The 14,727-nt window shown below is 42.3% G+C and carries 9 protein-coding genes; 2 read left to right on the top strand and 7 right to left on the bottom strand.

Annotated elements, in window-relative coordinates; translation table 11 throughout:
• The first annotated feature begins 293 nt into the window (after positions 1 to 293).
• Positions 294 to 1,157: a 16S rRNA (adenine(1518)-N(6)/adenine(1519)-N(6))-dimethyltransferase RsmA gene (gene rsmA / locus ACMHKH_RS04160; RefSeq protein WP_413519404.1), complete on the top strand. Its 864-nt coding sequence runs from the start codon at positions 294 to 296 to the stop codon at positions 1,155 to 1,157.
• A gap of 70 nt (positions 1,158 to 1,227) precedes the next feature.
• Entirely contained in the window at positions 1,228 to 2,070 is an 843-nt protein-coding gene (locus tag ACMHKH_RS04165; RefSeq protein ID WP_413519405.1) for a symmetrical bis(5'-nucleosyl)-tetraphosphatase, read from the top strand.
• A 73-nt stretch (positions 2,071 to 2,143) separates the two neighbouring features.
• Here the strand turns inward: ACMHKH_RS04165 and ACMHKH_RS04170 are convergent, their stop codons facing one another.
• The 7 genes from ACMHKH_RS04170 to ahcY form a co-directional block, all read right to left on the bottom strand.
• The gene (locus ACMHKH_RS04170; protein WP_413519406.1) at positions 2,144 to 4,624 is read right to left on the bottom strand and encodes a site-specific recombinase; all 2,481 of its coding nucleotides are present in this window, start codon (positions 4,622 to 4,624) and stop codon (positions 2,144 to 2,146) included.
• A 471-nt stretch (positions 4,625 to 5,095) separates the two neighbouring features.
• Positions 5,096 to 6,880 (bottom strand): acyl-CoA dehydrogenase C-terminal domain-containing protein, encoded by a 1,785-nt coding sequence (locus ACMHKH_RS04175; protein ID WP_413519407.1) that lies wholly within the window; start codon positions 6,878 to 6,880, stop codon positions 5,096 to 5,098.
• Positions 6,881 to 7,160: 280 nt separating this feature from the next.
• Positions 7,161 to 8,954, bottom strand: coding sequence for an acyl-CoA dehydrogenase C-terminal domain-containing protein (locus ACMHKH_RS04180; RefSeq protein WP_413519408.1), 1,794 nt, complete (start codon positions 8,952 to 8,954; stop codon positions 7,161 to 7,163).
• Positions 8,955 to 9,292: 338 nt separating this feature from the next.
• Complete coding sequence (locus ACMHKH_RS04185; protein WP_413519409.1) at positions 9,293 to 11,017, bottom strand: putative bifunctional diguanylate cyclase/phosphodiesterase; 1,725 nt, start codon at positions 11,015 to 11,017, stop codon at positions 9,293 to 9,295.
• A gap of 58 nt (positions 11,018 to 11,075) precedes the next feature.
• Positions 11,076 to 11,939, bottom strand: coding sequence for a 16S rRNA (uracil(1498)-N(3))-methyltransferase (locus ACMHKH_RS04190; protein WP_413519410.1), 864 nt, complete (start codon positions 11,937 to 11,939; stop codon positions 11,076 to 11,078).
• A 206-nt stretch (positions 11,940 to 12,145) separates the two neighbouring features.
• Entirely contained in the window at positions 12,146 to 12,994 is an 849-nt protein-coding gene (locus ACMHKH_RS04195; RefSeq protein ID WP_413519411.1) for a methylenetetrahydrofolate reductase, read from the bottom strand.
• A gap of 13 nt (positions 12,995 to 13,007) precedes the next feature.
• Complete coding sequence (gene ahcY / locus ACMHKH_RS04200; protein ID WP_413519412.1) at positions 13,008 to 14,432, bottom strand: adenosylhomocysteinase; 1,425 nt, start codon at positions 14,430 to 14,432, stop codon at positions 13,008 to 13,010.
• Positions 14,433 to 14,727: the final 295 nt, after the last annotated feature.

Here is a 14,727-nt window from a genome sequence, read left to right on the forward strand (position 1 = left end):
TTAGCTAGAGTTGCAAACCTTTATCGAACTTTCTGAAAACTATAACCAATGGGTATCAACTTTTCTAAACTTTGCTTATCAGGCAAGTTGAGCTTTATTCATATAACCAACATTATACCAAATGGTTAAAAAAATTACTGTGTCGGTTGCGCTAAGGTATAGTTGGTTCACTAATAAAGTATCTCAAAAATACAGTGCAATTATGAGCTGTGTTATAATTTGCCATTATAAAGCCAATATATCACTGGCATTGCCTTATCGACCCTCTCTTTTTCATCTATTAAGACTTTTTTATGTCCAAGACTACCTTTGATGCTCAATCTATTTCTAACAGCCTACGCGCTGCCAAACACCAACCGCGTAAACGCTTTGGTCAAAATTTCTTACATGACCGTAGTGTTATCCGTGAGATTGTTGAGAGTATTCGCTTAGAGCGTGATGATAATTTGATTGAGATTGGACCAGGAATGGGTGCATTAACTGAGCCGCTATTGGCAGAAGTGGATGCGATGACTGTGGTCGAGCTGGATCGTGATTTGGCAGATAGTCTGCGTATTCGTATTGGTGCCAACAGTCATCCAAATTTTACCATTATCAAAGACAATGCCATGCATGTGGACTATCGTGCGCTGTATAGCGATGAGCGCGGTAAGCTACGGGTAGTGGGTAATCTGCCGTATAATATTTCTACGCCTATCTTATTTCATCTGCTCAGTTATGCCGACGTCATTCAAGACATGCACTTTATGCTACAAAAAGAAGTGGTTGAGCGTATCACTGCTGACGTCGGTAGCAAGACCTATGGTCGCCTATCTGTCATTATGCAATATCATTGCCATACTGATTATCTGCTGACCGTACCACGCGGTGCCTTTAATCCGCCGCCAAAAGTGACCAGCGCGGTATTTAGACTGACGCCGCATGTCATTAAGCCGGTTATAGCAGAAGATGAAGAGTATTTTGCGATTGTAGTACGTGAAACTTTTAATCATCGTCGTAAGACACTGCGCGCCATTTTTAAGAAGTCGACCTTATTACCGACCCTGAGTGAAGAAGATTTTGCTGCCTGCGCTATCGATCCGCAAGCACGTCCTGAAACATTAACTGTGAAAGATTTTGTCAATTTGAGTAATCAAGCGAGTAAAGTAGAAGTCTAAATTAAACGACTGCTTATTATCATTAAAAACCATATAAGTTAAATACCATATAAAAAAGTATAGAGGGTTTATGAGTTTTCGTCATCAGTATGTCATCGGTGACTTACAAGGTTGCTATGCTGCCTATCTACAGCTTCTTGAAGTATTAGATTTTGATCCGGCGCAAGACAAATTATGGTTTGCTGGTGACTTGGTCGCACGTGGCGAAGACTCGTTGAATACGTTGCGTCATGTTAAAGCATTATGTGAGCAAGGTGCAGCAGCGACGGTGCTTGGCAATCATGATATTAATTTGCTTGCTGTGTGGCGCGGGGCGACGAAACTTAAGAAAAAAGATAAGACCGCACCGATTTTTGCAGCCGATGATTGCGATGAGTTACTTGAATGGCTACGCCATCAGTCATTATTGGTTTATCCTGATGAGCATACGGTGTTGGTACATGCTGGTATTCCGCCGCACTGGAGTATTGAAGACGCCGCCCATTATGCTAAAGAACTAGAGGCGCAACTACAAAGCAGTTTAGAGCAGCTTGATCAGTTATTGCCAAATCTATATAGCAAAACAGCTGATAAATGGCATGCAGGCATAGATGGCTATACTAAGATGCGTGCGATTGCCAATTATTTTACGCGTATGCGCTTATGCCAGCAAGATGGCTTGCTTGAATTTGGTTTTACGGCAGGTTTAGATGAGCCTATGCCAAACGGTTTTTTACCTTGGTTTGAATGGCAAGTGCCGCGCGCGCGCAAGATATTATTTGGTCATTGGGCAGCGCTCAAAGGCAAGGTTGATTTGCCGCATGCTCGCGCGCTTGATGGCGGTTGTGTTTGGGGTAATTATTTATTGGCTTATCGTTTGGGTGATGGTAAAGCAATCACTTCTAGTGCGCATTGCCTACCACCACAACCTTAACACTGAATATTTATTAAAGAAGATATTTTAAATCAGTATTTAAGCAAGCATTGAAGTCACCAAAACTACTCTATTAACTGGGTAGATTTGGTGGCTTTTTCGGTTTAGGTAAAGGTGTTTTAGCATCGCCAGCGGCTTTGATTTCAGAGGTTCCAGAAGTTTTATCCTGATTAATGGCATCAGGTGATGGCTGATTGTTGTTGTCATTGGAAGCTAAATACTGAATACCCTCGCTATAAATGCCGCTACTGAGCGCTTCTTCTGTCAGTCCATCATCAAGCTCAATCGTTTTCTGTATGGCAGGTTTATTGATACTCGTCTGAGCATCACCGCTATGCTGATCAGAATCAATCAAATGTTCTGTTGATGGGCTAGCATAATGTATATCGGTCACTGACGGAGTATCTTGCGTATTCTTCTGTAACGATTTCGACAGTATTTTTACATCAGATAAGCGCCTGACCACATAGTTTTTAGGAAGTGGCTGATTGCTATTTGCTGTCGTTGAATCATCAAAAATCATCTGTCCTTGGCTATCGATGCGTGCATATTTCATCGGTTTATCGCGTGGCCAAAAAAAGTCAGAGGGATGAGTCATGATATGGCTAAAGAGCTGCTTAGTTAATCGACTCCAATCAACGAATTTCACCTCTTTTGAGCGTAATGCTACAAATAGCGCAAGTGAAAAGCTGACCATCAAGTTGACCATACCGATGAGCATAACCCCAAAGACAGAGAGCAGCACAATCTGCCAGTCTAGTTGACTCGACGATATATTAAATAGGCCATGAGCCAAATTTGCTGAAGCAAAAGCAATGTGGCGAATATCAATCGGCAAGCCAAATAAGAAGCCAATAGTCGCCGTACTACCTAGGAATATCCCAAAGATAAAGTTACCCATGATGGCGCCAAGATTAGACTCTACAAAGCCACCCAAACGTTGCAGCCATGCTTTGGGTAATAAGTATTTTAACAATCTATGGCGCTGAATACGTGCACCCACATTGTTATAAACCGCCAAGTTGTCATAGTAGCCCGCAATCAGACCGGATAAGAATAGATAGACGCCAGCAATGGCAGCATGTGGTAATGCCAGTGATCGAAAAGGATCAAGGTCATGGAGTAGGTGCGCTGCCATATCAGTATTAATCATTGGTGCGCCTGTATTATGCAGCCAGGCATAAGAGATGATAAGCGCAACGGGTATTGCCACCATGATATTACCCATAATGGCGATAAACTGGGTACGCAAAATATCGACGACCAATTCAGACAGCTTATTGAGCTGATGGGATTTCTTTCCAGAGCTGTCAGAGATCGTAGAGGCGATAGCAGCGGCAGTCATAGCAGGCTGTTTGGTAGCGACCGTCCCATGAACAATATGAATAAAAACAAAGCCCAAACCGTAAATCATACTGTTTATAAAAGCACGTCCCATCGGTGCTAGTGCTAAATGATAGGTTACGATTTTGGTGGTTGCCATAAAAGCGATAATAAAGCCGCCGATAGAGGCTTTTTTAAACATCTTTTGGTAACCGCTTTTGTCGGTACTAATATAATGCTCGCCGACGCGACTGGCGTTTTCAGTCACTTTGCGTGATAGTAGCTTGGTATTATTGTCGATCAAATAGCCAATACTATATCGACGACTGGCAGAAGTAATCAGTGCTTGAATCAGCTCAATCACCGCATGGTCACGCTTATCATGATTATCTGAGACCAGTTCAATCAAGATACGCATACGCTGCAAACTTTGGTCTAAACGCAGCATCATATTGGTCAAGCGGATGGAAATACCTGTTTTATAAATACGCTTACGTATGGTGGCAACAATGTCTTCACATTGTTCAATCATGACCAATAGTGGCGCTGGATCTACGGCTTTTTCTGGAATGATATCGGTTAAGTTATCAAGTTCATGTGCTTCACGGTACTGATTGACGTATAACACCGCTTCTTGGTTTTGCGCCACAAATGATGCTGAGTAGTTCAGCATCTGCGGGTAAGAATCCATCAAATCTGGATGTAGACCAATACCGCTAATACGATAAGACAAAATGATAATAGCGTTTAGAATACTGTTTTTGGCAGTCGCAATTAAATTTAAATGTTCGTCATTAACCTTAAGCAGATCAACTAATTCATCCCATTTTTCATTATCGATATGACTCAACCAACGCTCATCAGAGCGTTTATCGAATAGATAACCGGCCAGCTCGACCACAGAGTCCTCTTGTGGCAGTAACGGCAGAAAACGATGTCCAATCAAACGACGTAGACTATTAAAGAAGCCTTGATCGGACATGATGCCAGTATCGGTATAAAGGGCAATTTGGCGATATTGAATAATAAGGGTTAAAACAAAACTTGATAAGCCGTCACCATATTCTGGATGATGGCGTAGTATCTCTAGCAGTTCTTGGATTTTTTGATTGGCTAAAGCAGGCTCTTTATCACTCACTCGCAGCTCGTCAATCAAGCGCTTCAGTACTGCAGGATCAGGCACGTCACTTAGCGCAGTAATTTGCTGCAAAATGTGTTGGATTTCTGACACATTGTATCCTCTAAGGTGGTTAATTTAGTAATAGTTATTATTCAGTAATGGCGTGCTACGGCTTTTTATAATAATGGCTGCCATAGAGATTTGAATGTATATTTTGCATAACAAGTCTGGCAATGGTGTTCTTTAGCAAAGGTATTCTTTAGAAATGGCGCTTTTTAGTAATACGGTTTAAGGTTTTTGCTTTGCATTATTTTAATCATTAGTTTGCAGTTAAGGTTAATTATTTTGTTAGCAGTTATTTTTTGAGCATGACAAACTGTATGTTAAAAGGTTTATAACATATCTTAAGGGTTGGTATTCAAGCAATTTAATCGTAGCTCGGAGCACTGCTGATTAATAGTAATGCTGTTCAATCGTAATATGGTTCAATTGTAATAATACTGGGGCAAAAAAAGGAACAGTAGCGTGACTGTCCCTTTTATCATAGTGCGGTAGGGCTTACTTTATTATAAAAGTAAGTAATTAGCTAGCAGGTACATCAAAGTAATTAAGGTCGAAATTCATCATTGGGTCACTACCAGCTTGAACCATCTGAGCATGTGCGTCGATACGTGGCAAGACACGACCGACGAAGTAATCAGCAAGTTTGGCTTTATTGGTATAGAACTCACCTTCTTTACCGTTAGCGGCTTCTACCATCAATGCAAACATGTATGAATAAGCTAAATAACCAAAGGCATGCATGTAGTCAACGGCACAGCCATTAATCTCATTTTTACGTTCGCTAATGTTGTTAAGGACTGTTGTGGTTAGTGCTTCAATCGTATCTGCAGCATCTAGCGTGGCTTGCTTGATACCATGATCTGCTTGCATATTTTTGACAAAATCACGAATCTCGCCTAAGAAATGGGTGACGTATTTGCCATTATTTTTTGCGACTTTACGACCTAGTAGGTCAAGCGCTTGAATACCATTGGTGCCTTCATAAATCTGGGCAATACGAGTATCACGAACGATTTGCTCCATACCCCATTCGCGGATATAGCCGTGACCGCCAAATACTTGTTGGCAATCAATTGTCGCTTCTAGTGCTTTATCCGTTAAGAATGCTTTAGCAACTGGCGTTAGTAGAGCAACGCGAGCAGCAGCAGCTTGAGCGGCCTCTGGATCGGTACTAAACTTCTCTTCGTCAAGATTTTTGGCGACGTACATGGCAAAGCAACGCGACGCTTCGGTGTTGGTTTTAGCATTTAACAACATGCGGCGTACATCAGCATGATGGATGATGGCATCAGCAGGTTTTTCTGGGCTTTGCAATTGCGTATCACTACGACCTTGACCACGGTCATTGGCATATAGCGCGGCGTTTTGGTAAGCAAGCTCAGAACCACCAAGTCCTTGCAGACCCATAGTGACACGCTCATAGTTCATCATAATGAACATAGAAGACAGACCAGTGTTTTCGGCACCAACCATCCAGCCTTTAGCATTGTCAAAGTTCATCACACAAGTAGCTGAGGCTTTGATACCCATTTTATGCTCGATAGAACCAACCGCCAAAGTATTACGCTCGCCTAAGCTGCCATCTTCGTTGACTAAGAATTTCGGTACAACGAATAAAGAGATACCTTTTGAGCCTTCTGGCGCATTAGGCGTTTTTGCCAATACTAAATGAATAATGTTTTCAGTGAGGTCATGTTCACCACCTGTGATAAAAATCTTAGTACCAGAAATCTGATAGCTACCATCATCATTCGGTACCGCTTTGGTTTTGATGATACCTAAGTCCGTACCAGCATGTGGCTCTGTTAAGCACATGGTGCCAGCCCATTCACCGTTGTACATTTTTTCTAGATAGGTTTGTTTTTGCTCTTCTGAACCGGCAGCATTGAGACATAATGTCGCACCAACGGTAAGGTTAGGATAGAGAGCAAATGACTGATTGGCAGTGAATACCATCTCTTCGGTTAGCATGGTCACCATTTTTGGGAAGCCTTGGCCACCGTACTCAGCGTTACCACTTAAGCCAACCCAACCAGATTCAGCGTATTGTTTATAAGCGTCTTTAAAACCTGTCGGGGTAGTGACAACGCCGTTACCTTGGAAAGTAGCACCTTCTTCATCGCCACTACGATTGATAGGTAGCAGAACATTTTTGGTCAGTTTTGCCATTTCCTCTAAAATCATATCGACAGTATCCATGTCAACATGAGCTAGATTATCGTTGTTTTGCCAAAATTCATTCGCATTGAAAACATCATTTAAGATGAAGCGCATGTCATTAAGAGGGGCATTATAAACAGCCATAAATATTCCTTTGGTTCAAATGAATAAAAATTGAATATAGTAAGATTATCGATTGTTCTTTTTGAGTTAATCTTAACGGTCAATAGCTAAAGTTTAGCAAATTAGAGGCTTAGCTTGTGTATTTCTTCGTGAATTATGCGTACACCAAAAATATTTATTATGCAAAATAATTGCTTTTATAAGCCTAAATGTATTGGTAATAAGCAAATCGGCAACACACCTTAGTGTGTTGCCGATTATTAAGAGGTTTTAGTGAATCAACGAGCCGTTAAAACTTTTATTAAAAGGCAAATTGTTCAACATTCATGCTTATATACGGCTCAACGCCAGTAGCGATACGTTGTACGTGAGTGCTAGTACGTGGCAATAATTTAGCAAAGTAGAATTGTGCTGTTTTTACTTTGGCATCGTAGAATGCCTGTTCGCTGCTACCATTTGCAATTTCGGTTTGAGCGATCAGTGCCATACGCGCCCATAAGTAAGCAAGAGTCACGTAACCACTAAAGTACATGTAATCAACCGCTGCACCGCCAACCGCTTCAGGGTTTTCAGTGGCTTGCATACCGATACGGGTGGTTAAATCACCCCATTCTTTAATATGCTTGACAAGCGGACGGATGAATTGACCCATCTCATCATTGTCTTTGTTGTCGTCACAGAACTGTTGAATAACAGTAGTAAAGTTCGCAAGCAATTTACCTTGTGAGCCTAGTACTTTACGACCAATCAGGTCAAGTGCTTGAATTTGAGTCGTGCCTTCATAGATACAAGCAATCGTCGTATCACGGACGTTTTGTTCCATGCCATACTCAACACAGAAACCACTACCGCCTAATGCTTGAACGCCATGTCTAGCAGACTCAAGACCTGTTTCGGTTAAGAAAGCTTTACCGATAGGCGTAAGCAGTGACAGCATTTGATCAGCATATTTGCGAGCATCGCCTTCACCTTTGGCAACCGTATCTGCAAACTGCGACATATAACCGATTAATGCACGGCCGCCTTCAGCAAAGGCTTTAGTAGTCAATATCATGTCACGAACAGCAGGATGCACGATGATAGGGTCAGCCACTTTTTCAGGGAATTTAGCACCGTCTAATGAACGGAATGCTAAGCGTTCATTGGCAAAAGCCAAGGCACCTTGGAAAGCATATTGAGAGGCGGTAACACCTTGGATAGAGGTACCAATACGTGCCACATTCATAAAGGTGAACATGTAGTTTAGACCACGGTTCTCTTCACCGATTAAATAGCCGGTTGCGCCGTCATAGTTGATAACACAAGTCGCTGAGGCTTTGATGCCCATTTTGTGTTCGATAGAACCACAAGAAACAGCATTACGCTCGCCTAAGCTGCCGTCATCATTGACCATAAATTTAGGGACAACAAATAACGACAAGCCTTTGGTGCCCTTTGGTGCATCTGGAAGACGCGCTAGCACAATATGGATGATATTGTCAGACATATCGTGCTCGCCTGCCGAAATCCAGATTTTACCGCCGTTAATTTTATAGCTGCCATCAGTATTCGGTTCAGCTTTGGTGCGCACTAAGTTTAAATCAGAGCCACATTGTGGTTCAGTCAAACACATGACCCCAGTCCATTCGCCAGCGACTAATTTAGGCAAGTATTTCTGTTTTTGCTCGTCAGTACCATGATGCTCAAGGGTAGAAACACAGCCTTCAGACAATCCAGGATACATACCAAAAGACCAGTTAGCAGTACCTACAAACTCAGAAATAGAGGAGTTTAGAGACATTGGCATGCCTTGACCACCGAACTCTTCATCAGCTGTTAAAGAAGTAAAGCCAAGCTCACAATATTGCTTGTAAGCTTCTTTGAAGCCTTTAGGGGTAGTGACTTCGCCATTATTAAAAGTACAGCCTTCTGCATCACCGCTCATATTTAGTGGTGACAACTCATTCTCAGCGAAGCTTGCGGCAGCTTCTAGATAGCTGTCTACAATATCGGCTTCAATATGAGAAAACGCATCAATCGTCTGATAATGTGCGGTGCTGTTCAAAAGTTCATGCATGACAAATTTCATATCACGTAGGGGCGCTTTATATTGCATAACTTCCTGTCCTTTTTTTAGTGTATGACCGACAGCGATAAGACGACTGTATTTCTAAGTCTGAACAGCTAGTATCTTGCTGGGATGAAATATGTCTGCGCAAATAACAGACAATGACACCGATCATATGAAATAGATTGAGAAGAGTAAAAAGAATTAAGACTGTATCTGTAAATTCTTGGTAAAAGATAGGCGTTCACTGGTAAATATACAAGTTTAGTAACAATACTGCCAAGTCACCAACCTGTCTTGCATACTATGTGCAATATAGCCTACAGACTATAATTCTTAACAATCATTTTAGATAAATAGCATTAATCTATTTTTAAATGCCTACTCTAATCATACTTATTCTTGGACAAATGTTGTTGCATTAATAGCTCAGTTGCCGCTTCAGCCGTCATAGGTTTACCAAACCAATAGCCTTGACCGTACTGGCAGCCCATTGCTAATAAAAAATCGCGCTGCTGTTCGTTTTCGATACCCTCAGCAATAACCTGCATGTCAAGTGCCTGCGCCAGTGCCAAAATCGCTTTGACAATAGCGCGCTGGGTTTTATCCGCGGTAATTTTGGAGATAAAACTTTTATCGATTTTAATAAAATCAAAGGGATACTCTTGCAAGTAGCTTAACGAAGCGTAACCGGTTCCAAAATCATCCAAGGCCAAACAAATTCCAAGCTCTTTTAGCCGGTCAAGTTGTTTTCTGACATTGTCATGGCGCTTCATTAAAGAAGATTCTGTGATTTCAATATGTAATTGGTGTGCTGCAATCTGATGCTGCATTAGTAAGTTACTGACCACATCAAAAAACTCTGGATTATTGAATTCAGTAGCATCGGCATTGATACAAATGTGTTGCTCAAAGCCAAGGTTTTGCCAAAGGGTTAACTGCTCAGCGATTTGGTTTGCCATTTGAGAGAACAACTCAAGCGATAATTTGTGCGAGATAATAGCGTCAATAAATTCAATGGGCTGTAGCAATCCGCGAGTAGGGTGCTGCCAACGCACTAACGCTTCAAAGCCTGAAATATCGCCGGTATCTAGAGCGAATTTAGGCTGATAATAAGCAATAAATTGACTTTCATTGGTGGCGACTCTAAGCTCATACTCTAACCGTAAATGATGGGCATTGAGTTCAGTCATGGAGTTGTTATACCAAAAAACATCGTCGCCACCGTGCTGCTTAACATAATTCAAGGCTTTTTCAGCTTTTGTTAATAAGCCAGTAAACTCATTGTCGTTTTCAGGGTAGTAGCTGACTCCAACAGACACGTGACAATACACTTCAGTATTTGTGACTCTATCATCACTGACGAAAAAAGGACGCTCACACATCTGCATTAAGCTGTCTAACTGAAGGCGTACCATATTGGCGTCGCTACACTCAAATAATAACGCAAAGTCATCACCGCCAAAATGAGAAAAACAGCGTAAAAAGCCGAGCTTTAGGTCTTTAACGCGCGTCACAAATTTTTTTATTAAGTTATTGATACCATCTGGACCGAGCAGACTGGCAAGGCTGCGATAGCGGTCAATATTTAGACGTACAACGATGACTTCTTGATAGCTATCTAGTAACAAATCGCTGGTTTGGCTTAAAAATACCTTGCGGTTGGGCAGCTCAGTTATTTGATCATAGTTTAATAAGTGCGCTACTTGTTTTCTGTCTTTTACCACGGCAGACATATCTCGAACCATACCTACGTAATAGATAGTAGTGCCCATCTTTATTTTTCGATAGGTCATATAACAGTTCAGTATTTCTCCATAGCGATTCGGCATTGAAAAGTTATTTTCATAAAAACCGCTATTATCTAAGCGCTCAGTAATATCTGTTAGAACTACTCTTTCTTCTTCCGATAAAAATTCAGCCGCATAGATACCAAGTGGACGCCCAAGTAAAAAAGCTTCCGTATAACCGATCATCAGCTCATAACGAGCATTGACCGATAGGTAACGCAAATGTTCGTCCAATATAAAAATAGCATCATCGAATTGCTCGCACAGTTCAGCCAATACTTGCTGCTTGTTTGTAATTGAAATAGGCGCGAAATTGGTCATCATTGGACTCATAACATCAAAACTAGCTAAGTAATAAAACGGTAAGGGGTATTGCTGATTAATTACACAAGGCATGCAGAGTCGCTAAAGCAACTACAGGCGCAGTTTCTGTGCGTAATACCCTTGCACCAATCTGCCAAGGCTCAAAACCAACGTCTGCTGCTTGTGCGCATTCCTCATTACTCAATCCACCTTCAGGGCCGATTAGCAATTCAATATAAGGCACTGGCTGCTGCAATACAGTCAATAGCGCTTTAGGCATAGCAGGTTGTCCTGCTGCTGGCACGCTCAGTTGCAAACGTAAATCTGCTGGTTGCTGTAATGCTTGATAATAAGCATCCTGATTGAGCATGGCAATTATAGGGCTGATAGTTGTTTCTGTATTAATAGGTGTGGCAGACGTTGTAGATTTGAGCCAATCATTGATAGAAATAGGTGCAAGAATAAGAGGCGGGCGATTGAGACCACATTGCTCACAGGCGGCAATAGCGACTTGCTGCCAATGGGCAAGCTTTTTTTCGACTTGTGTGGGTTTTAAATTAACCTCGCCATGATGACTACTTAGCAATTGAATAGCAGTCACGCCAAGCTCAGTTGACTTTTGAATCGCATAATCCATACGCTCGCCACGACTCATCACTAAACCGATTTTAGTAAGTATCGGTGCACTACGATCATCGTTTGTATGAGCCAGTAAAGTCACAGTCGCGTGTTTTTTACTGATGGCTTGCAGCTCGACCTGATACTCACCGCCAAAGCCATCAAATAAAATACCTTGGTCGCCAATATTTGCACGTAATACACGGCACCAATGGTGAACGATGCTCTCGGTCAATTCGACACTGGCACCGATAGAAAAGGCGCTAAGTTTAGGGAAGGGGGTGTTCGTATTGTTACTGGTGTCATAAAAAAAACGTCGCACAGTCGCTTAATCCTTTAATTGAACAATAATCTATCCCAATATATTAGCAGAATATAAGTCGAGAAGAGAATGGTATTGTTACAGGTGTTTGGGGAATAAAAACAGCTCAAATAAGGCTGTCTTTAGCATAAGATGAGTCATCAGCAAAACAAAAAAACTGGCGCTCCTAAGAACGCCAGTTATTAATTAATAAATTCGATAAAGGTTTAAGCGGTCAATCCTAATGCTTCTACCAAGCGTTTATTTGGCTCAACCTTATTCATGCTATAAAAATGCATGGCAGGTACGCCCTCGCTAATTAAACGCTCACACAAACGATAGACCACCTCAAAACCAAATTCGCGAATGGCCTTGCTATCATCGCCAAAATCCGCCAACTGCTTACGCACGTAACGTGGAATATCAGCGCCACAGCTGTCAGCAAAACGCATAAGGTTACTAGAATTGGTGATCGGCATAATTCCTGCAACCAATGGCTGAGCAACCGTATCGATACCACGCTTCTCTAAGGTATCACGCAGATACAAATAGCTATCAGCGTTATAAAAAAACTGGGTAATCGACGCATTGGCGCCCGCTTGGTATTTATTGACCAAATTTTCAACATCAAGCTCAAAGCTACGCGCTTGGGGATGCATTTCAGGATAGGCTGCGACCTCGATACGGAAATGATCGCCTGAATATTCGCGAATAAACTTAACCAAGTCTAACGCAAATGGTAACTCGCCCATACCCACTTGACCCGATGGCAAGTCACCACGTAACGCGACCAAGCGTTTGATACCCAAACCTTTATAAAGATCGAGCAACTCAGCGATTTGCGCTTTGTCATCGCCAATACAAGACAGATGCGGTGCAACATCAGTGTTACCGCGCGCGCACAAGGCTTGGACGATGTCAAGCGTACGGCTACGCGTTGAACCGCCCGCACCGTAAGTTACCGAAAAATACGCAGGTGACAGCTTATTCAGCTCATCATAAGTGCTGAGGAGCTTTTCGTGTCCTTGCTCAGTTTTAGCAGGGAAAAACTCAAATGAGAAAGCAGGCTTGGTCACAGTCTGACTCCTATTAATATTTATAAGCGTCAGGCTTGAATGGACCTTCGACAGGCACACCCAAATACTCAGCTTGTTTTTCAGTCAGCTTGGTCAAAGTGCCATTAAAACCTGCAACCATCGCAGCGGCAACTTCTTCGTCTAGTTTCTTAGGCAATACTTTGACGTATAAGTTTTCAGTACGTGTATCAGCTGGCAAGTCGGCGAATTTTTCTTCATACAGATACATTTGCGCCAATACTTGGTTGGCAAATGAGCCGTCCATCACGCGTGATGGGTGACCAGTCGCATTACCTAAGTTAACCAAACGACCTTCAGCAAGCAAAATTAAATAGTCGTTTTCATCGTTTGAGCGGAAGATTTGATGAACTTGTGGCTTAATCTCAACCCAGCGCCAGTTATCACGCATAAACTGCGTGTCGATTTCAGTATCAAAGTGACCGATGTTACAAACCACCGCACCCGGCTTAAGCGCCGCAAGCATATGCTTATCACAAACATGATAGTTACCAGTAGTGGTCACAATCATATCTGTATCTTCGAGCAGACGAGTATTGATATTTTCTGCGCCGCCAGTGTTATCGCCATTGATGTACGGGGATAATACTTCAAAGCCATCCATACATGCCTGCATCGCGCAGATAGGATCAACTTCTGAAACACGGACAATCATACCTTCTTGACGTAAGCTTTGCGTAGAGCCTTTACCCACATCGCCATAACCGATAACTAAGGCGCGACGACCAGCAAGGAACATGTCAGTTGCACGTTTGATAGCATCATTTAAGCTATGACGGCAACCGTATTTATTGTCATTTTTAGACTTGGTAACGGCGTCGTTAACGTTAATCGCTGGTACTTTTAGCGTACCTTTATTTAGCATCTCAACCAAGCGATGAACACCGGTGGTAGTTTCTTCTGAAATACCATGGATACTATCAAGTAGTTCTGCATAATCATTGTGAATCAAAGCAGTCAAATCACCGCCATCATCCAAGATTAAGTTTGCATCCCAAAGCTGACCTGATGCTTCACCACCTACGTGAACTTGTTGACGTAAGCACCACTCGTACTCTTCTTCGGTTTCGCCTTTCCAAGCGTAAACAGAGATACCAGCAGCAGCAATCGCCGCAGCAGCGTGGTCTTGAGTTGAAAAAATATTACATGAAGTCCAGCGTACTTCAGCACCTAGCGCGACTAATGTCTCGATAAGTACGGCAGTCTGGATGGTCATGTGGATACAACCAGCGATTTTCGCGCCTTTAAGCGGTTGATCCGCTTCGTAGCGACGACGCAAGCCCATTAGGGCAGGCATTTCGGCTTCAGCAAGAGTAATTTCACGGCGACCGTAATCAGCTAAGCTAATATCGGCGACTTTATAGTCAGTGAAAGCGGGGTTGATCGTATGGGCAGATGGGGTGTTAGACACTGCGTCCATAATATGCTCCTATCAGTGGTTAAGGTATGATAAAAAGAATAATAGCGCAGGTGCCGTTGTTATGCTGTCAAAGACTGGAATGACCAGTATCAGACAGTTTACCGAGCCTAACATGACGAATTAATCAGCTTAGTTTGTTTATAGAGCGCAAACGTAAGCATCAATTCATATGGTGCAACACCTCTCGGAGGGTGATTATTGTAATAGATGGCGGTTAATTTGTCACCTATTGGCTGATATAAATAGTAAGTGTTCACGATATATAAAAGTATGTTGTGCAAATAACAGCCATAAA

The sequence above is a fragment of the Psychrobacter glacincola genome (assembly GCF_965118485.1).
Taxonomy (GTDB): Bacteria; Pseudomonadota; Gammaproteobacteria; order Pseudomonadales; family Moraxellaceae; genus Psychrobacter; species Psychrobacter glacincola_D.